This is a genomic window from Bacillota bacterium, assembly GCA_023511835.1.
Classification (GTDB): Bacteria; Bacillota; Sulfobacillia; order JAIMAT01; family JAIMAT01; genus JAIMAT01.
The window spans coordinates 22,073-40,505 of sequence record JAIMAT010000012.1 but is presented as its reverse complement, the minus strand read 5'-3'; the positions used below and the strand labels follow the sequence as shown (position 1 = coordinate 40,505).

The 18,433-nt window shown below is 75.2% G+C and carries 16 protein-coding genes; all 16 read right to left on the bottom strand.

The window, feature by feature from the left end; genetic code table 11:
* Positions 1 to 325 (bottom strand): class I SAM-dependent methyltransferase (locus K6U79_03915; GenBank protein ID MCL6521503.1); only part of this gene is annotated, 325 nt, incomplete at its 3' end.
* Positions 286 to 1,311, bottom strand: coding sequence for a bifunctional hydroxymethylpyrimidine kinase/phosphomethylpyrimidine kinase (locus K6U79_03910; GenBank protein MCL6521502.1), 1,026 nt, complete (start codon positions 1,309 to 1,311; stop codon positions 286 to 288). The genes K6U79_03910 and K6U79_03915, both read right to left, overlap by 40 nt.
* A gap of 42 nt (positions 1,312 to 1,353) precedes the next feature.
* A complete protein-coding gene (locus K6U79_03905) occupies positions 1,354 to 2,394 on the bottom strand; it encodes a flippase-like domain-containing protein (GenBank protein MCL6521501.1) in 1,041 nt (346 codons plus the stop codon).
* Positions 2,391 to 3,563, bottom strand: coding sequence for a glycosyltransferase (locus K6U79_03900; GenBank protein ID MCL6521500.1), 1,173 nt, complete (start codon positions 3,561 to 3,563; stop codon positions 2,391 to 2,393). Before K6U79_03900 ends, K6U79_03905 begins: the two co-directional genes overlap by 4 nt.
* Positions 3,560 to 4,720, bottom strand: coding sequence for a glycosyltransferase family 9 protein (locus tag K6U79_03895; protein MCL6521499.1), 1,161 nt, complete (start codon positions 4,718 to 4,720; stop codon positions 3,560 to 3,562). The genes K6U79_03900 and K6U79_03895 overlap by 4 nt, the downstream gene beginning before the upstream one ends.
* Positions 4,721 to 4,831: 111 nt before the next feature.
* Positions 4,832 to 6,097 (bottom strand): UDP-N-acetylglucosamine 1-carboxyvinyltransferase, encoded by a 1,266-nt coding sequence (gene murA, locus K6U79_03890; protein ID MCL6521498.1) that lies wholly within the window; start codon positions 6,095 to 6,097, stop codon positions 4,832 to 4,834.
* The gene (murB, locus tag K6U79_03885) at positions 6,078 to 7,001 is read right to left on the bottom strand and encodes a UDP-N-acetylmuramate dehydrogenase (GenBank protein MCL6521497.1); all 924 of its coding nucleotides are present in this window, start codon (positions 6,999 to 7,001) and stop codon (positions 6,078 to 6,080) included. Before murB ends, murA begins: the two co-directional genes overlap by 20 nt.
* 16 nt (positions 7,002 to 7,017) lie before the next feature.
* Positions 7,018 to 8,436: a UDP-N-acetylmuramate--L-alanine ligase gene (gene murC / locus K6U79_03880; GenBank protein ID MCL6521496.1), complete on the bottom strand. Its 1,419-nt coding sequence runs from the start codon at positions 8,434 to 8,436 to the stop codon at positions 7,018 to 7,020.
* A 146-nt stretch (positions 8,437 to 8,582) separates the two neighbouring features.
* Positions 8,583 to 9,704 (bottom strand): undecaprenyldiphospho-muramoylpentapeptide beta-N-acetylglucosaminyltransferase, encoded by a 1,122-nt coding sequence (gene murG, locus K6U79_03875; GenBank protein ID MCL6521495.1) that lies wholly within the window; start codon positions 9,702 to 9,704, stop codon positions 8,583 to 8,585.
* A 61-nt stretch (positions 9,705 to 9,765) separates the two neighbouring features.
* Positions 9,766 to 10,866 carry a putative lipid II flippase FtsW gene (gene ftsW, locus K6U79_03870; GenBank protein ID MCL6521494.1) on the bottom strand — a complete coding sequence of 367 codons (1,101 nt, stop codon included), beginning with the start codon at positions 10,864 to 10,866 and terminating at the stop codon, positions 9,766 to 9,768.
* Between the two features lie 2 nt (positions 10,867 to 10,868).
* On the bottom strand, positions 10,869 to 11,864 hold the full coding sequence (mraY, locus tag K6U79_03865) for a phospho-N-acetylmuramoyl-pentapeptide-transferase (GenBank protein ID MCL6521493.1): 996 nt from the start codon (positions 11,862 to 11,864) through the stop codon (positions 10,869 to 10,871).
* Positions 11,854 to 13,221, bottom strand: coding sequence for a UDP-N-acetylmuramoyl-tripeptide--D-alanyl-D-alanine ligase (locus K6U79_03860; GenBank protein MCL6521492.1), 1,368 nt, complete (start codon positions 13,219 to 13,221; stop codon positions 11,854 to 11,856). The genes mraY and K6U79_03860 overlap by 11 nt, the downstream gene beginning before the upstream one ends.
* The gene (locus K6U79_03855; GenBank protein MCL6521491.1) at positions 13,218 to 14,729 is read right to left on the bottom strand and encodes a UDP-N-acetylmuramoyl-L-alanyl-D-glutamate--2,6-diaminopimelate ligase; all 1,512 of its coding nucleotides are present in this window, start codon (positions 14,727 to 14,729) and stop codon (positions 13,218 to 13,220) included. The genes K6U79_03860 and K6U79_03855 overlap by 4 nt, the downstream gene beginning before the upstream one ends.
* Positions 14,730 to 14,762: 33 nt before the next feature.
* Positions 14,763 to 16,910 carry a PASTA domain-containing protein gene (locus tag K6U79_03850; protein ID MCL6521490.1) on the bottom strand — a complete coding sequence of 716 codons (2,148 nt, stop codon included), beginning with the start codon at positions 16,908 to 16,910 and terminating at the stop codon, positions 14,763 to 14,765.
* Between the two features lie 60 nt (positions 16,911 to 16,970).
* Positions 16,971 to 17,492: a hypothetical protein gene (locus K6U79_03845; protein MCL6521489.1), complete on the bottom strand. Its 522-nt coding sequence runs from the start codon at positions 17,490 to 17,492 to the stop codon at positions 16,971 to 16,973.
* Positions 17,493 to 17,494: 2 nt separating this feature from the next.
* The gene (rsmH, locus tag K6U79_03840; GenBank protein ID MCL6521488.1) at positions 17,495 to 18,427 is read right to left on the bottom strand and encodes a 16S rRNA (cytosine(1402)-N(4))-methyltransferase RsmH; all 933 of its coding nucleotides are present in this window, start codon (positions 18,425 to 18,427) and stop codon (positions 17,495 to 17,497) included.
* Positions 18,428 to 18,433 lie beyond the last annotated feature (6 nt).

Here is an 18,433-nt window from a genome sequence, read left to right as displayed (position 1 = left end):
TCTGCCGGCAGACGCCGAGCATGCCCTCGGCGATGTCGACGCCCACCACCTGCCCCTCCCGACCGGCGGCGCGCGCCGCCAGGAGAGCGAGCTCGCCCGTGCCGCAGCCCACGTCCAGCACGCGGTCGCCCGGCTGGATGGCGGCCAGGCGACGGAACGACCACTGCCAGTACCACCAGAGCCCCAGCGTCATCAGCCGGTTCATCTGGTCGTAGCGCGGCGCAATCCGGTCGAAGATGTCCTCCACGTAGGCCTGCTTGGCCGCGGGGGCGCCCGGCGCCCGGCTCAACCGGCCGTCACGCCGCTCCCCCTCGAAGCCAGCCATGCTCGCCATCCCTCCCGCAGTTCGTCGGGGCTGACGGTGGCGGCGCCCAGCTTGCGCACCACCAGGCCGGCGGCCACGTTGGCCACCTCCGCCGCCTCCACCGGGTCGAGACCGGCGGCCAGGCCCAGCGTCAGCGTGGCGATGACCGTGTCGCCGGCCCCGGTGACGTCGAAGACCTCCGCCACCTCCAGCGCCGGGATGTGGCGGACCGTCCGGGGCGTGAAGACCGTCATGCCCCGCTCGCCGCGGGTGACGACCAGCGTCTGGAGCTCCAGCGCCTCGCGCAGCGACTGCCCCGCCTCGCGGAGCACCGCCTCGTCGTCCAGCGGCCGGCCGGCCAGCGCCTCCGCCTCGGGCTGGTTGGGCGTGGCCGCCGTCAGGCCGCGGAAATCGGCCAGACGGTAGCGCGAGTCGGCCGTCACCGGGACGTCCAGTCGCGCGGCCACCTGCCGGACCCGCTCCACCAGCTCCGGGACGAGGAGCCCGTGGCCGTAGTCCGAGAGGAGGACGGCGTCGGCCCCCTCCAGCAGACGGGCCAGCCGGTCGACCAGCGGGCGCAGCTCGGCCGGCGGCGGCGGGGCGGGCGTCCGGTCGACGCGCAGCACCTGCTGGCGGAGCGCCTGCGGCCCGCCGGCCAGGATGCGCGTCTTGACCGCGGTGGGCCGTTCGGCGCTGACCAGCACGGAGTGGGTGTCGATCCCCTGCGCCGCCAGCAGGTCCAGGAGGTGGCGGCCGGCCGCGTCCGACCCCACCAGGCCGAGCAGGGTGACCGAGGCGCCCAGCGCGCGCACGCCCTGGGCGGCGTTGGCGGCGCCTCCCGGCCGGTACCACTCCTGCTGCTGCTCCACGATCATCACCGGCGCCTCGCGCGAGATGCGGCGCACCTCGCCGGCCAGGTAGTGGTCGGCGATCAGGTCGCCCACCACCACCACGCGGCAGGAGCGCCAGGCGCGCAGCACGGCCTCCAGCTCCTCGCTCGTCCGCACCGTCGTTCTCCTCTCCGCCAAGCCTTGCCAAGCCGTCCTGGTTCACGGGGCGCGGCGCTCGGCCAGCGGGCGTCCCGCCAGCGGTCGCAGGCTCAGGATGGTGGCCAGGCCGCCCAGCAACAGGCTCAGGTAGAAGGTGACCGAGCGCCAGAGGAGCACCAGCGGGCTGACCTGGTCGGGCGGGACCAGCCCCCGTACCAGATAGGCGAAGAGGAGCTCGGCGCCGCCGCTCCCTCCCGGCGTCGGGATGGCGGGCTGGACCAGGTTGAAGAGCAGCTGGACGGCCACCGGTGCATACCAGGTGAATCTTACACCCAGCCCCGCCATCAGCACGGGCAGGATGGCCAGGTAGGCGGCCCAGTAGAAGAGGCTGAGCAGGAGCGTGCCGAGGAGGGCAGACCAGCGCCGCGCCACCATCCAGCGCATGGCCAGGGTGAAGCGGCGCGCCTCGCGGCGCGCGACCCGCCGCCAGCGGGCGGCGCGGACCGGGCCCAGGAGGCGGAGAAGCGGGCGGCTTCCGCCCGCCCGGACCGCCAGACGCCCGAGCAGGTCGGGCCAGAGGAGGAGCGCCAGCAGCAGGGCGGCGACGCCGGCGAAAGCGCCTACCAGCGTGGCCAGGCTGGCGCGCAACCCCGAGGCCAGGTGGGCCACCGGCCCGGCCAGGATGAGGAGCGGCGCGGCCACCGCGAAGACCAGCGAGGTGAGCGCCGACTCCAGGAGGACCAGGGCGGAGGCGCGGCCGGCCGGCATGCCGTCCCGCACCAGCAGCGCCAGCAGCACCGGCAGCCCGCCCGAGCTGGCGGGGGTGACGTGGGAGACGAAGACGCTGCTCAGGTAGAAGGTCCAGGAGCGGCTGACGGCCAGCCGGTGGCCCATGGCCCGGGCCAGGACCGCGATGCGCCAGGCGCGCAGCCACCAGGCCAGCAGGATGAGCCCCACCGCCAGCCCGTACCAGCCGGGGTGCGCCTCGCTCACCGCCGCCAGCACCCGGCGGCCGCCGCCGGCCAGCACGAGGAGGACCACGCCGGCGACGCTCAGCGCCAGCGAGAGGAGCAGGCCCCGGCGCAGGGCGCGGGCGCTCACAGGCGGAGGGCGGAGGCGAGCGCCGCCTCGTAGGCGGCCAGCACCTGCTCGCTCGTCCTCCGCGCGGAGAAGGCCTCGGCGCGCCGCCTCGCCTCGCTGGCCAGGAGCGCGCGCAGGCGGGGGTCGTCCAGCAGGCGGAGGATGGCCGCCGCCAGCGCCTCGTCCGAATCCGGTGGCACGAGCAGCCCGTCCACGCCGTCGCGGACGGTGTCCCGGCTGGCGGGCGCGGCCACGGCCACCGGCGGCAGTCCGGCGCCCATGGCCTCGGCCAGTACCAGCCCCTGCGTCTCGCTACTGGAGGGGAAGGCGAGGCAGGTGGCGCCGTGGTAGGCGTGGCGCAGCTCCTCGGGCGCCAGCGTGCCCAGGAAGTGGACCCGCCCCGCCAGCGGCGGCCGCGCCGCCCAGGCCTCCAGGCGGCGCCGCTCCGTCCCGTCGCCCGCCAGCGCCAGGTGGGCGGCGGGCCGTGCCTCCGCCACCCGCTCGAAGGCGCGGAAGAGGAGGTCGAGGTTCTTCTCCTGTCCCAGGCGTCCGGCGTAAAGGACGATGCGCGCGGCCGGGTCGAGGCCGAGCCGGCGGCGGAGCCACTCCGGGTCGCCGGCGCCGAGCGCCTCCAGGTCGATGCCGCCCGGGATCACCCGCACCGGCGCCGTCACCCCCTGCTCGCGCAGCCAGCGGGCCAGCGAGGGCGAGGGGGCGATGACCTGGTCGGCGGAGTTGGCGTAGAAGGTGGCCCATTCGGCCACCACGCGTCGCGTCAGCGGGCCGTCGATGGGCGCGTAATGGGTGTAGAGGTCGTAGCGCGTATGGTAGGTGAAGACCAGCGGCAGGCCCAGCCGCCGCGCCGCCGCGGCCGCCACGCCGCCGGCGACGAAGGGCGAGTGGCTGTGGACCACCTCCACCTCCAGCCGGCGGAGCCGGCGCGTGATGCCGGGCGCCCAGGGGATGGGCACGTGGAAGTCGGGCTGGGTGGGCGCGGGCAGCGAGGGCAGCCGGATCACGTGCGCGGCCCGGTCCTCCTCGGGCGAGACGCCGGGGTAGTCGGGCGCGAAGACGGTCACCTCGTGGCCCATCCGCTCCAGCTCCCGCTTGAGCAGCAGGATGGAGCGGACCACACCGCTCACGTAGGGCGTGTAGCTGTCGCTGAACATGGCCACGCGCACCCCGCTCACCCCTTCAGCCCCCAGCGCTCCAGCTGCGCCTCCGCCTCCGCCAGAACCCTCTCCGGGGTGATGCGCAGCATACACTCCGCCGGTGCCTCTTCCTGGTAGCGGCGCGAGGCCAGGTACTCGCGCGCCCCGCCCATCCAGTGGATGCAGGGCGAGCACTCCAGTCCGGCGCGCAGCAGGCGGTGGCGCTCGCCGCGCGGCGCGAAGTTGCGCGGGTCGGTGGGGCCGAAGAGGGCCAGCGTCGGCGTCCCCACCGCCGCCGCCAGGTGGAGCGGCGACGAGTCGTTGCCCACGAAGAGGTCGACGCGGGCCAGAAGGGCGGCGGTGCGCAGAAGCCCCAGGCGGCCGGCCAGGTTGCAGCCGTCCTCGCGGCGGGCCAGGGCGGCCACGATCTCCTCGCCCGCCGCCGCGTCGTCGGCCCCGCCCACCACCACCAGGCGGGCGCCGCGCCGCTCCTCCAGCTCCCGCGCCAGGCGCGCGAAGGAGGCCGCCGGCCAGCGCTTCTGGGGGAAGAAGCGGCCGCCGGGGTGGAGCGCCACCAGCGGCCGGCCGGGCCGCCGGAAGCGGCGTTCGAAGCGGCGCGCCCAGCGCCGGTCGGCCGGGGAGGGATGGACGTCGGGCGTCGCCTCCTCCTCCGGCTCCGCCCCCGTCGCCCGCGCCACGGCCAGCGCGTAGTCGACGGCGTGGACGTCCCTCCGGTCCGGCGCGGGCAGGTTGTAGAAGAGGCCCAGGCTCTGGGCGCCGAAGCCGGTCCGCCAGCGCGCCCCGCTGAAGGCGGCCAGCCAGCTGCCCGCGTTGGAGAGGCCGACCGCCAGGTCGAAGCGCGCCTCCTGGCAGGTGACCAGCCAGTGCGCCAGGTCGAGCGGGCTCTCCGCCACCCAGAGTCGGTCGACGGCGGGATGGCCGCGGAGGAGCTCGGCGTTGGAGGCCCAGGCCAGGGCCGTCACCTCGGCCCGGGGAAAGCGCCGGCGCAGCGCGCGCAGCGCCGGCGTGGCGAAGAGCGTGTCGCCCAGCGGACAGAGGACGGGTACGAAGAGCGTCCGCACCTGGTCGGGCTGGGGCAGCGGCCGCGCCCGGAAGATCCACGAGGAGGGTCGGGGCGCGCGCCGCGCCTCCCTCCCCAGCGGCCAGGGACGACGATGGAGCCGTGCAGCGGGCAACTCTCCTCCCTCCTGGAACGATGGCGCCACCGGCCCGATTCTACCATCGCCCGCCGCGCGCCGCCCGCCGGCCCCGCTCGGCTCCCTCGCCCCGGCCCCCCGCCCGGGGGCTCAGGCGACTCGCTCCACCTCCGCGCCCAGGCTCCGGAGGCGCTCGTCCAGACGCTCGTAGCCGCGCTCCACGTGCTCGATGCCGGTCACCCAGGTGGTGCCCTGGGCGGCGAGCCCGGCCAGCACCAGCGAGGCGCCGCCGCGCAGGTCGTCCATGGCCTCCACCTCGGCGCCGGAGAGCGCCTCCACCCCGCGCACCACGGCCACGCGGCCGTCGACGGTGATGTCGGCGCCCATGCGGCGGAGCTCCTCGGCCACCTTGAAGCGGTTCTCGAAGATGGCCTCGGTGATGACGCTGGTCCCCTCGGCCAGCGTGGCCATCACCAGGAAGGGGCTCTGCAGGTCGGTGGGGAAGCCGGGATAGGGCGCCGTGCGCAGGTCTACCGCCCGCGGCCGGCGCGGCCCCCGGCAGCGGATCCAGCCTTCGCCGCTCTCCACCTCCGCCCCCGCCTCGCCCAGCTTGGCCAGGGCGGCGGCCAGGTGGTCGGCCCGCGCGCCCAGCAGGCGGACGTCGCCCCGCGTCATGGCCGCCGCCACCAGCAGCGTCCCCGCCTCGATCCGGTCCGGGATGACGCGGTGGGTGACGCCGCGGAGCGCCTCCACCCCGTGGACGGTGATCACGTCCGTCCCCGCCCCCTCGACGCGCGCCCCCATGCGCGTGAGAAAGGCGGCCAGGTCCTGGATCTCCGGCTCCTTGGCCACGTTGTACAGCCGGGTGACGCCCTCGGCCAGCGTCGCCGCCATCAGCGCGTTCTCCGTCGCCCCGACGCTGGGCTGGTCGAAGTGGACCTCGGCGCCGTGGAGCCGCTCCGCCACCGCCTCCACGTATCCGCCCTGCTCCACCACCTCGGCGCCCATGGCCTTGAGCGCCTGCAGGTGGTAGTTGATGGGCCGCGGCCCGATGGCGCAGCCGCCCGGGTAGGAGAAGCGGACCCGCCCGCAGCGCGCCAGGAGGGGGCCCGCCAGGAAGATGGAGGAGCGCATCATGCGCGTCAGCCCCTCGGGCAGCTCCCAGTCCCGCACCTCGGGCAGCTCCACCGCCAGCGAGCGGCGGCCGTCGACGCGCCCCACCTCCACCCGTGCGCCCAGCGCCTTGAGGATCTCGATCATCACCTGGATGTCGCGCAGGTCGGGGACGTCGACGACGACGCTCCGCTCGGGAGCCAGCACCGTCGCCGCCAGGATGGGCAGGGCGGCGTTCTTGGCGCCGCTCACCTCCAGCTCGCCCACCAGCGGGTGCCCCCCCTCAATCCGGAAGCGCGCCACCGCTCTCACCTCCACCCTCGTCCAGGCGCCGCTCCACCGCACCAGGCGGCGCGCCGAAGAGCCGGATCTCCGGGACGAGGGTGAGGCCGAAGCGCTGGCGCACCAGCCCCCGCGCGATGCGCATCAGCTCCAGGACGTCGGCCGCCGTCGCCCCGCCCGTGTTGACGATGAAGTTGGCGTGCAGGGGGGAGATCTGCGCCCCGCCCACCGAGAGCCCCTTGGCCCCCACCGCCTCGATGAGGCGCCCGGCGTAGTCGCCGGGCGGGTTGCGGAAGATGCTTCCCGCGTTGGGATACTCCAGCGGCTGCGTCTTCCTCCGCCGCGCCGCCGCCGCGCGCAGGAGCTCCGTACTCGCCTGCGGCGCCGGCTCCAGGTGCAGCCCCACCTCGGCCACCAGGCGGCCAGGCTCCCGCTGGAGGCGCGACGTCCGGTAGGCGAAGCCCATCTCCGCGGGCGTGAGCAGGCTCTCTTCGCCCGAGAGGTCGATGAGGCGGACCCAGGTCAGCCGGTCGGCGATGCTTCCCGAGGGGGTGCCGGCGTTCATGAAGACGGCGCCGCCTACCGTGCCCGGAATTCCCGCCAGCGGCTCGAGGCCGCCCAGCCCGCGCTCCAGCGAGAGCTGGACCAGGCGCCCCAGGGCGCAGCCCGAGCCGGCGGTCACCTCCGTGCCGGCGAAGGTGCAGTGGCGGTAGAGACGGCGCGTGGTAAGCACCACGCCCCGGACACCCTCGTCGGGGACCAGGACGTTCGACCCCTGCCCCAGGAAGTGCACATCGACGCCGTACTCCCTGCATAAAGAGAGAAGAGCGCGCAACCCCGTCTCCGTCTCCGGCTCCACAAAGAAATCGGCGGGACCGCCGATCCGCAGCGTCGTGTGACGCGCCAGCGGCTCGTCGGCCGCCACCCGGATCCCGCCTATCCTACGGATCTCTTCCGCGAAGGGTTCCGCCGCTCCCAACCGCCTTCTCCCCGATCAGCCGCCGCCGGAGTTCCGCTGCGACAGTATACACGTCGCCCGCTCCCAGGGTGAGGATGAGGTCTCCCGTGCGGCTGCCGGCGGCGGCCGCCCGCGCCGCCTCCTCCGCCCCGGCCACCAGCTCCGCCCGCCCGCCGGCCGCGCGTACCGCCTCCGCCACGCGCCCCGCGTCGGCGCCCTCCAGCGGCTCCTCGCCGGCCGCGTAGACCGGCATCACCCAGACGCGGTCGGCCAGCGCCAGCGCGGGGCCGAAGGCTTCCGCCAGGCGGAGGGTGCGGCTGTAGCGGTGGGGCTGGAAGACGACGAGAAGGCGGCCTCGCCCGGCCAGCTTCCTCGCCGCGCGCAGGACGGCCGCCACCTCCGCCGGGTGGTGGCCGTAGTCGTCGTAGAGGCGGCGGCCGGCCGCCGTGCCCAGCGGCTGGAGGCGGCGCTCCACCCCGGGGTAGCCGGCCACCAGGCGCCGGATCCGCTCCGGTTCCAGGCCGACCAGGGCGAGGACGCCGATGACCGCCAGCGCGTTCGCCACGTTGTGCAGGCCGTGGAGGCGGATCCGCCACACCCCCATGTCTCGGCCGTGCCAGCGCAGGCGAAAGGCCTCGCCGCGGGGCGTGGAACGCAGGTCGACGGCGCGCAGCTCGCCGGCGCCGAGGCCGTAGGTGACGATGCGGACCGGGGAGCGGAAGCGGGCCAGAAGCGGGTCGTCGGCCGCGAGCAGGGCCGCGCCGCCGGGGCGGACGCCGTCGACGAAGCGGCGGAAGGCGTCGGCCATGGGGCCCATGCCGCCGTAGCGCTCCAGGTGGTCGTCGTCCACGTTGGTGACCACGGCCAGCCAGGGGTGGAGGAGCTGGAAGCTGCCGTCCGACTCGTCGCTCTCGGCCACGAAGTAGTCGCCACGGCCGGGCAGGGCCGCCCGGCCCAGCCCGCCGAGGCGCGCGCCCACGTAGACCGCCGGCTCCAGGCCGGCCCGGAGGAGCGCCCAGCCGATCCAGCCCGCCGTCGTCGACTTGCCGTGGCTGCCGGCCACGGCGATGCCGCGGCGGCTGGGGTTGAAGAGCGCAGCCAGCCGCTCGCCGCGATACTCCACGCTCCGTCCGCGGCGGAGCGCTTCCTCCACCTCCGGGTGGTCGGGACGGACGGCGCGGGAGACCACGAGGCGCCCGGCCCGGGCGGCGTGCTCCGGCCGGTGGCGCGCCTCCACGGGCAGGCCCGCGGCCGCCAGCTCCTCCAGGGCCGGCGAGTCGCGCAGGTCGCAGCCGCTCACGCGCTCGCCGCGGGCGGCCAGCAGGAGCGCCAGCCCGTTCATCCCGCTCCCCCCGGCCCCGACCAGGTGCCAGCCCGCGCCGGCGCGGCTGCCTGCTTCCATCGGCTTCCCTTCTTCTCGGCCCGCGGCGGCCGCCCTCCGGCTCGTCCCCGGCGCGGCCCTCTTGCACAGTATGCGCCGGCCCGGCGGGACGCCCGCCGGCCGGGCGGCGCGGCTCGGATCGGTACCGGGAGCGGGTACCGCTGGCCTCAGGGAAGGAGGCGGAGGAGCCGCTCCGCCACCTCCCGGGCCGCGGCGGGTCGGCCCAGGCGTCGCGAGGCCAGCGCCATCGCCTCGAGGCGCGCGCGATCGGCCAGCAGCTCCTCCAGGCTCCGGCGCAGGAGGCCGGCCTCCAGCCGCTCCTCTTCCAGCACCAGGGCGGCGCCCCTCCGGGCCAGCGCCCTGGCGTTGGCCCGCTGGTGATCGTAGGCCACGTGGGGCGAGGGGATCAGCACGGCCGGAAGCCCGCGCGCCGTCAGCTCGGCCAGGCTGATGGCGCCGGCGCGGGCCACGGCCAGGTCGGCGGCGGCCAGGGCCAGCGGCATCTCGTCCAGGTAGGGGACGACGCGGTGAGTCGCTCCCTCCGCCGCCACGCCCGCGCGGGAGAGCCCGTCCACGAAGGCGGCGTGGTGGGCACGCCCCGTGGCCAGCAGGAGAAAGGCCGGCGGCTCGCCCGGAGGCCGCCGCGCCCAGCCCGTCACCAGCTCCACCAGGAGCCGGTTGACCGTCGCCGAGCCGCGGCTGCCCATGGCGCAGAGGACCACCGGTGCGCGCGGCGGCAGGTCCAGGCGGCGGCGGGCCGACTCGCGGTCCGCCTCCAGCACCTCCGCCCGCACCGGGTTGCCCGTCACCACGGTGCGGCCCCGCAGGTGACGGGCCGCCTCGGGGTAGCCCAGGTAGACCTCGCGCACCCAGGGGGCGAGCCACTGGTTCACCTTTCCCGGCACGGCGTTCTGCTCCTGGAGCGCCACCGGCAGGCGGAGGAGGAGGGCGGCGAGGAGCCAGGGCGCGGCCGCGTACCCGCCCGTGCCCAGCACCAGCTCCGGCCGTTCACGGCGAAGGTGCGCCAGCGCCTCCAGGAAGCCGCCGGCCATGCGCCAGCCGTTCCGCAGCAGCTCGCGCGGCCCCTTGCCCACCAGACCGCCCGCCGCCACGCCCAGGAAGCGATACCCGGCCTCGCCCGCCAGGCGCTCTTCCATGCCGCCGCGGGCGCCGGCGTAGAGGATCTCCGGCGCCGCGCCCAGCCGCTCGGACCCGAGCCGCTCCAGCTCACGGGCCACGGCCAGCGCCGGGTAGATGTGCCCGCCCGTGCCGCCCCCCGCGATCAGGATCCGGCGCGTGCGCCCGCCCGGCCGCGCGCCGGGACGGGGGCCGGGCCACCCGGCGACCGGTTCAGAGCCTGGCGTAGCGCGAGACATTGAGCAGGATCCCCACCGAGCTGAGCGAGAAGACGAGGCTGGAGCCGCCGAAGCTGACGAAGGGCAGCGGGATGCCGGTGATGGGCAGGACCGAGCCGACCACGCCGATGTTGACCACCGCCTGGACCAGGATGGCCGCCGTCACCCCCGCCGCCAGCAGCGCCCCGAAGCGGTCCGGCGCGTGCAGCGCCACGCGGAAGCCGCGCCAGGCCAGGACGGCGAAGAGGAGGATGACGGCCAGCGAGCCGACGAAGCCGAGCTCGTCGGCCAGGATGGTGAAGATGAAGTCGGTGTGCCGCTCCGGCACGTAGAAGTACTTCTGCAGGCCGTTCCCCAGCCCGCTGCCGAAGAGCGAGCCCTCGCCCAGGGCGTAGAGGCCCTGGGTGATGTGGTAGCCCGCCCCCAGCGGGTCGGCCTGGGGATCGAGAAAGGCGAGGAAGCGCTGCCGCCGGTAGCCCTCGCCGAAGATCAGATAGGCCAGGAGCGGCACGGCCGCCACCCCGGCCGCCAGCGCGTGCGAGGCGTAGATCCCCGCCACCACCAGCAGCGCGAAGGCGGTGCCGGCGATGGTGACCGCCGTCCCCAGGTCCGGCTCCATCATGATCAGCGCGCCCAGCACCGCGACGCCCGCCACCACCGGCAGCAGGCCGCGCACCACGTCCTTCGCCCCGCGCGGCGTGCGCGCGAGGAGGTGGGCGAAGAAGACGACGGCCGTCATCTTGGCCATCTCGGACGGCTGCAAGCTGAGACTGGAGAAGCCCAGCCAGCGGCGCGCGCCGTGCGACTCGATGCCCACGCCGGGCACCAGCACCAGCACCAGGGCGAGCAGGGTGGCGCTCATGAGCGGCGCCGCCCAGCGCCGCCATCGGGGGTAGTCGATCCGCGCCGCCACCGCCATGCCCGCGCCGCCCAGGAGGGCCCAGACCAGCTGCCGCTTGAAGAAGTAGTAGGCGTCGCCGTAGGTGACCAGCGCCTCGGGGGCGCTGGCGCTCAGCACCATCACCAGGCCGATGGCCAGGAGCAGCAGGACCGGCACCAGGATCCCGAAGTCGACCGGCGGCTGCCGCCCGCGCATCGCTACCAGCCTCCCGAGAGCCAGAGGGCGAAGAGACCCAGGGCGCTCCCCAAGAGGGAGAGCAGCATGAAGCGCCCCACCACCTCGTTCTCGCTCAGGCCGCCCAGCTCCAGGTGGTGATGGAGCGGGCTCATGCGCAGGACGCGCCGGCCCGTCAGCTGGAAGCTGGCCACCTGGACGATCACCGAGAGCGCCTCCAGCACGTAGACCCCGCCGATCAGCGGCAGGTAGAGCTCGGTCTTGGTCAGCACCGCCGCCGCCGCCAGGAGGCCTCCCACCGCCAGCGAGCCCGTGTCTCCCATGAAGATCCGCGCCGGATGCCGGTTGAAGACGAGGAAGCCCAGCAACCCCCCGAAGAGCGCCGCCAGGCTGACGGCCAAGCCGGCCTGGCCGGCGGCCACGGCGATCCATGCATATGCGGCCGCCACCGGCAGCGTGGTGGCGCTGAGCAGGCCGTCGAGCCCGTCGGTCAGGTTGACGGCGTTGCTGGCCGCCAGGACGATCAGCCAGACCAGCAGCGGGTAGAGCCGCCCCAGGTCGAGCCGCGCGCTGACGAAGGGGAGCTGGACCCAGCTGCCCAGCCCCTCGCGCTCCACCGTCCAGACCAGAAGCGCGGCCAGCACCGTCTGGCCGAGCAGCTTGTAGCGCGCCGGCAGCCCCAGCGATCGGCGGCGGGCCACCTTCAACTCGTCGTCCAGCCAGCCCAGGAGCCCGTGGCCTACGAAAAGGAGCAGGGCGGCGGCGACGGCGCTGCCGAAGGGCCCCCAGAGCAGCGTGGCCGCCACCGTGGCGGCGATGAAGGCCAGGCCGCCCATGGTGGGCGTCCCCGCCTTGGCCTGGTGGGCGGCCGGCCCCTCCGGCCGGATGGACTGGCCCACGCGCCGCCGCCGCAGGAGCGGCAAGAGGAGCGGCACCACCGCCACCGTGCCCGCGAGCCCCAGCCCGGCCGCCAGCGCCAGCGGCGCCCACCAGCCCGCCTGCCAGGTCTCAAGCGCCATGGCTGAGCGCCTCGACGACGCGTTCCAGCTCCAGCGCCCGCGAGCCCTTGACCAGCACGGTGTCGCCGGGGCGGACGCGCTCCCGCGCCAGCGCCGCCGCCTCCCCGGCGTCGGCGACCGCGATCGCCTCGGGCACCCCCGCCCGCCGGGCCGCCTCGGCCATGGTCTCCGCCCAGGCGCCCACCGCCACCAGGAGCGCCAGTCCATACGCCCCCGCCCGCTCGCCCGCCTCGCGATGGTAGCGCTCCGCCTCGGGACCCAGCTCCAGCATGTCGCCCAGGACGGCCCAGCGCCGCCCGGGAGCCCGCGCCAGGACCGCCAGGGCGGCTTCCAGCGAGGCGGGGCTGGAGTTGTAGCAGTCGTCGAGGACCGTCCAGGCGCCCGCGCGCAGGAGGCGGTTCCGGTGCCCGGTCAGCTCGGCCCTCGCCAGCCCGGCGGCCACCTCCTCCGGCTCCAGCCCGAAGAGGAGGCCGACGGCCGCGGCGGCTGTGGCGTCCCAGACCATGTGCTCGCCGGGGTGGGGCAGCTCGACCCGGACGCTCCGGCCGTCGGGCAGGCGGAGGAGGAAGCGGCTCCGCTCGGCGCCGGCCTCCACCTCCTGGCAGCGGACCTGGGCCGCCGGCGAGCGGCCGTACCAGAGCACGGGCGCCCGGCTGAGGGAGGCCATGAACGCCTGCCAGGGGTCATCGGCCGAGAGGACCGCCCGGCCCGAGGGCGGCAGCTCCTCCAGCAGCTCGCCCTTGGCCCGCGCGATGGCCTCCATGGAGCCCAGGAACTCCAGGTGGACCGGGGCGATGCGCGTCACCACCCCGGTCTCCGGCTCGGCGATGCGGGCCAGGGTGCGGATCTCCCCCGGCCCGCGCATGGCCAGTTCCAGGACGGCCGCCTCGTGGCCGGGTTCCAGACGGAGGAGCGTCAACGGCACGCCCACCTCGGTGTTGAAATTCCGCTCGGCGCGCAGCACGTGAAAGCGGGTGGCGAGGACGGCCGCCACCAGGTCGCGCGTGCTGGTCTTGCCCACGCTGCCGGTGACGGCCACCACCGGGCCGCCCCAGCGGCGGCGGTGGGCCCGCGCCAGCTCTTCCAGCGCCTGGCGGCTGTCCGTCACCTGGACCGCCGCGCGTCCCGGCGGCAGGGGGCCGGGATCGCGCCGGACCAACGCCACCGTGGCGCCCGCCCGCCAGGCCTGGGGCAGGAAGTCGTGGCCGTCGGCCCGGCTGCCGGGCAGGGCGACGAAGAGGTCGCCGGGCCGCAGCTCGCGGCTGTCCGCCGCGGCGCCCGTGGCCAGGGCGCCGGCGTCGCCCAGGAGGCGCGAGCCGGGAAGGAGCGCGGCCAGCTCGGCGGCGGTGTACCTCACGGGTGGTCGCCCCGCGGCCCGGCCACGGCGAAGCCCAGGTCGGCCAAGGCCGCCCGGGCCTCCTCCCGGTCGTCGAAGTGGATCGTCCGGTCGCGGAAGATCTGGTAGGTCTCGTGCCCCTTGCCTGCGATGAGCACCAGGTCGCCGGGGGCGGCGGCGGCGATGGCCTCGCGGATGGCCTGGCGGCGGTCGGCCCGGCGCAGGTAGGCGGCGCCGGTGCCGGCCAGGCCCTGCTCGATCTCGTCCAGGATGGCCTCCGGCTCCTCGCTGCGCGGGTTGTCGGAGGTGAGCACCACCAGGTCCGCCCAGCGGGCGGCGACGGCGCCCATCTGCGGGCGCTTGCCGCGGTCCCGGTCGCCGCCGGCGCCGAAGACGACGATGACGCGACCCCGGGCCAGCTCGCGCGCCGTCCGCAGGACGTTTTCCAGCCCGTCGGGGGTGTGCGCGTAGTCGACCACCACGGTGAAGGGCTGCGGCCCCTCGATGCGCTCGAAGCGTCCGGGCACCGCCGGCGCCTCCGCCAGCGCCGCCACGGCTTCCTCCAGCGGGACGCCGAGAAGGCAGGTCGCCCCCAGCGCCGCCAGGGCGTTGTAGACGTTGAAGCGGCCGGGAAGCGGCAGCCGCAGCTCGGCCCGCCCGAAGAGACCCTCCACGGCGACGCGCGTCGAGCCGCTCTCCATGGCCAGCACCCGGCCCCTCAGGTCGGCCGTCGCTTTCAGGCCGTAGCGCAGGACCGGCACCCGGGTCACCTCCGCCATGCGCCCGCTGACCGGGTCGTCGGCGTTGAGCACCGCCCCCTTGGGCCCCTCCTTGGGCGCTCCCCAGTAGCTCTGCCCCAGGGCGCGGAAGAGGAGCGCCTTGGCCTCGATGTAGTGTTCCAGGTCGCCGTGGAAGTCCAGGTGGTCCTGGGAGAGGTTGGTGAAGACGCCGACGTCGAACTCCACGGTCTCCACGCGGTGGAGGCTGAGGGCGTGGGAGGAGACCTCCATGGCCACCGCCCGGTCGCCCGCCTCCACCATGTCGCGCAGCATCCGCTGCAGGTCCGGGCTCTCCGGGGTGGTGTGCTCCACCGGAAGGCGCCGGGCGCCGACCACGTTGGTGACGGTGCCGATCAGTCCGGTGCCCAGGCGCCGCGAGAGGATCCCGTGGACGAGGAAGGTGGTGGTGGTCTTGCCGTTGGTCCCCGTCACGCCCACCACACGCAACGTCTTGGAGGGATGGCCGTAGAACTGGGCGGCCACCCAGGCCAGGGCGCGGCGGCTGTCGGCCACCAGGGCGACGGGGCGGCCGCCGGCGGCCACCGGCTGCTCGGCCAGCACCGCGCTCGCCCCGCGTGCCACCGCCTCCTGGACGTACAGGTGGCCGTTGGTCCGGAAGCCGGGGACGGCCACGAAGAGGTCGCCGGGACGGACGCGTCGCGAGTCGTAGGCGACGCCCGTCACCTCGGCCGAGGCGTCCCCGAGGATCTCACGCACGTCGCAGAGGGCCAGCGCTTCCGAAAGTCGCAAGACGTTCCCCCCAAGATCGCGGGATGAAAGACATCAAGGCGGGCCCGTCGCCCCGGGCTCCTGCGGCTGGGTCAGCCGGAGCCGCACCACCGTGCCCGGGTCGACCAGGCTGCCGGGCGCTGGCTGCTGGTCCGTGACCACGCCGTCGCCCTGGGCCTCCATGCGCAGCCCCACCGCGGCCAGCAGGTCGGCGGCGTCCCCCAGCAGGCGCCCTTGCAGGTCGGGCACCGTCACCTTCCCGGCGGCCGCGGGGCTGCCCGGAGCCGGGTCGGTGTAGGCGAAGACGGTGCTGCCGCGCGTCACCACGGCACCCTTGGCGGGCAGCTGGCGCAGCACCAGCGGTCCCGTACCGAGGAAGCGCAGCGCGACCCCGCTCTCCTGCGCGATCCCCTCGGCCGTCTTGCGATCCAGGTTGACGAGGTTGGGCACCACCGTCTCCTGCTCGGTCCCGCCCGGCGCGACGCCGTTCTGCGGGCTGGTGTCGGGCGGGATCTGCAGGTAGTTGAGCACCCGGACGGCGATGTCGTGGAAGACCGGGGCCGCGACCTGGCCGCCGTACGGGACCCCCTGCGGCTCATCCACCATTACGTAGATCAAAAGGCGGGGGCGATCAATGGGCACCAGGCCGATGAACGAGGCGATATTCTTGCCCGGCACCACGCGACCGCCGATCACTTTCTGCGAAGTGCCCGTCTTGCCGCCGATGCGGTAGCCGGGGATCTGCGCCTCCACGCCGGTTCCGGCCTGCACCACGCGCTCCATGAGCGCCCGCACCGTGGCCGCCGTCTGCGCGGAGATGACCTGGCCGGCGGGCTTCCAGTCGAAGCGCTTGACCACGCGACCCGAGGGCGAGAGCAGCGCCTTGGCCACGTGCGGCGTCACCAGGTGGCCGCCGTTGGCGATGGCGGCGATGGCCCGCGCCATGGCGATGGGCGTCACCGTCAGCGTCTGGCCGAAGGCCATCAGCGCCAGGTCCAGGTCGGTGGCGCGCGACTCGGGGGGCAGGATGCTGACCGCCTCGCCGGGCAGGTCGACGCCGGTGGTCCGGGTGAAGCCGAACTTCTGCAGGTACTGGTAGAAGAGCGGCTTGCCGATCTTCAGCCCCGTCTGGGCGAAGACCACGTTGGCCGAGTCCTGAAAGCCCTCGGCGAAGTTGGTCGCCCCCCGGCCGGCGCCGTTCCAGTTGGAGATGGTCTGCCCCAGGAGGCGGAAGCTGCCCGGGTCGTAGAAGGGCGTCTGGGGCGTCACCTTGCCGTTCTGGATGGCGATGGCGGCGGTGACGGGCTTGAAGACCGAGCCGGGCGGGTAGGTATTGTCGATGAGCAGGTCGCGGCTCAGCTGCTGCAACTGCTGGTTGGTGAGCGACTGCCAGTGGTTGGGGTCGAAGGTGGGCCGCTGCGCCATGGCCAGGATGGAGCCGTCGTTGGGGTCCATCACCAGCGCCCAGGCTCCCAGCGGGTGGAGGCGCTGGAAGACGCGCTCGATCTCCTGTTCGACGATGGCCTGGATGGTCCGATCGATGGTCAGCTCCAGGCTGAGGCCGTCCACCGGCGGCTGGTAGCGGGCGCCCGCCTGGGGAAGCGGCTGCGAGCGGGCGTCGAACTGGAGGCGGATGGCGCCTGGCTTCCCCTCGAGATCCTTGTTGTAGACGGCCTCGACGCCGTCCAGCCCCTGGTTGTCGATGCCGGTGAAGCCCAGCACGTTGGCCGCCAGCGTGCCGTCCGGGTAGTAGCGCTGGCTCTCCTGCGTCAGGTAGATGCCAGGCAGGTTGAGCTCCCGCACCGCCTGGGCGGTCTTGGCGTCCACTTTCCGCTTAACGTACTGGTATTCCGTCCGGGTCGAGAGGAGCTGCTGCACCACCGATTCCGGCAGCCCCAGGACGGGCGCCAGCCGGCGCGCCTCGCCGGCGGGGTCGCGGATCTCCGCCGGGTTGGCTACCACCGTCTGGCTGGTGATGTCCACCGCCAGCGGCTCGCCGTGCGAGTCGACGATCGAACCTCGCCTGGGCGCCACGGGCAGGTCGTGGGTGCGGATCTCCTGCGCCTGCCTGGCCAGCTGGGGACCGCGCACGAGCTGCAGGTAGCCGACCCGGACGGCCAGCAGCAACAGGGCCGTCAGCGCGGCGAAGAGGATCGCGCTCAGCCGGCGCCTTCCTTCGGGCCCCACCGTCCTCCCCCTCACCTGCCGCCTCTGGCCGGGGACGCCCGCCGCGTCCAGGAGGCGCCCGGCCGCCCCCCCGTCTCACCGCCCCAGCCGCCAGAGCGTCCGCGCGAAGCGGAGCGCGTTCTCCCACCACGCCTGAGCGGCCGCACGGGCGGGCGACGGCTCGGGCGGCGGCGGGAGCCGCACCACCTCCTGCCGCCCGCCGGCGGCCGGCGGCGGGCCCGCGGGCTCGCCCGGACGGAGCGGCAGCGGCCTCCCCGGGGGCGCCACCATGCCCAGCTGCGACTCCGCCAGGCCCAGGATCCGCTGCGGCGCCGCCAGGCTCTCCACGCGCGCTGCCAGGAGGGTCTCCTCCTGGCGCAGCTGGGCCAGGCGGCCGGCTTCCTGGTCCAGCCGGTAGCCGGCACCGGTGATCTGCACGTGGATCGCCACGGCGGCCACCGCCATGAGCCAGACCAGGCCCGTCGCCGCCAGGAAGCGGCGCGTACCGCCGGGCCCGGGACGCGCCTCCGGACGCCGGCGCTTCTCCGGTCGTGGCGGCGGCGCGGGCCGCTCCAGCGTCCGCCCCGCCCGCCCGCTTCCGGCCCGGCTACCCTGCATCGCTATTCGCCCGCTCCCCGCGTAGAACCGTCTCCGGGGTCGCCGCTCCGCTCCAGCACCCGGAGCTTGGCGCTGCGCGCGCGGGGGTTGGCCTCCACCTCCGCCTCGCCCGGCTCGAGCGGCCGGGGGGTGAGCAGGCGCCAGCCGCCGGCGCGCACCGCTTCCTGGAAGCGCCTCTTGACGATGCGGTCTTCCAGCGAGTGGAAGCTGATCACGGCCAGACGTCCGCCGGGGGCCAGCCACTCAAGGGCGGCGCGCAGGCCCTGTTCCAGGGCGTTCAGCTCGTCGTTGACGGCGATGCGCAGCGCCTGGAAGGTGCGCCGGGCGGGGTGGCCGCCCTGCCGCCGCGCCGCCGCCGGCACGGCCGCCTTGACGATCTCGGCCAGCTGGCCTGTGGTGGCGATGCGCTCGCGCTCCCGGGCACGCACGATGAAGTCGGCGATCCGCCCCGCCCAGCGCTCCTCGCCGTACTGGCTCAAAAGCCGCTCCAGCTCCCCGCGCGTCAGGCCGTTGACCAGGTGGTAGGCGGTGGTGGTCTGGCCGGGGTCCATGCGCATGTCCAGCGGCGCGTCCTGCTGGTAGGAGAAGCCGCGCTGCGCCTCGTCCACCTGCATGGAAGAGAGCCCCAGGTCGAAGAGGAGGGCGTCCGCCGGCGGACTCTCCAGCCCCCAGAGGACCGCGTCGAGGTCGGCGAAGTTGGCGTGGACCAGCGTCACCTGCGCCGCCCAGGGCGCCAGGCGCTCGCGGGCCAGGGGCAGCGCCCGCGTGTCGCGATCGAGGCCGATCAGCGAGCGGACGCGGCCCGTCCGGAGCAGGGCCTCGGCGTGCCCGCCCGCGCCCACGGTGGCGTCCACCGCCACGCGGACGGGCCGGGAGACCAGGAAGTCGACCACCTCGTCCCGCAGGACCGGGACGTGCAGGAGCTGATCCTGCACCGTCGC